The 567-nt window shown below is 44.6% G+C and carries 1 protein-coding gene; it reads left to right on the plus strand.

Annotated elements, in window-relative coordinates; translation table 11 throughout:
* A partial coding sequence (locus KBJ98_RS15230) for a DUF7507 domain-containing protein (protein WP_210791952.1) occupies positions 1 to 567 on the plus strand: 567 nt, incomplete at both ends.

Consider the following 567-nt stretch of genomic DNA (forward strand, 5'->3'; position numbering starts at 1 on the left):
GTTTACAATGGCAATGCCACTGCAGCTCAAGTAGGCGATACCATTACGTATACCTTCACCATCACCAACACGGGTAATACGACTCTCAGCAATGCCGTTGTAAGCGATGCTAAATTAGGAATGACCAATGTTGCAGTAAGCCCGAGTACTTTGGCACCAAACGCCAGCGGCACTTTAACACAAAACTATACCATTACCCAAGCTGATATCGATGCGGGAAGCGTTACGAATTCAGCAATAGGAAGCGCCACTGATCCATCAAATGCGACAGTTTCAGATACGTCGGGAACAACAACTACGAATGATACCGCAACGGTAACAACTGTTCCAAAAACATCAAGCGTAGCGTTGGTTAAAACAGCCGTTTACAATGGCAATGCAACAGTAGCACAAGTAGGCGATACCATTACGTATACCTTTACCATCACCAACACAGGCAATACAACTCTTACCAATGCAGTGGTTACGGATGCTAAATTAGGATTGACCAATGTAGCGGTAAGTCCGAGTACTTTAGCTCCAAACGCCAGTGGAACTTTAACACAAAACTATACCATTACCCAAGCT

The sequence above is a fragment of the Flavobacterium erciyesense genome (assembly GCF_018069925.1).
Lineage (GTDB): Bacteria > Bacteroidota > Bacteroidia > Flavobacteriales > Flavobacteriaceae > Flavobacterium > Flavobacterium erciyesense.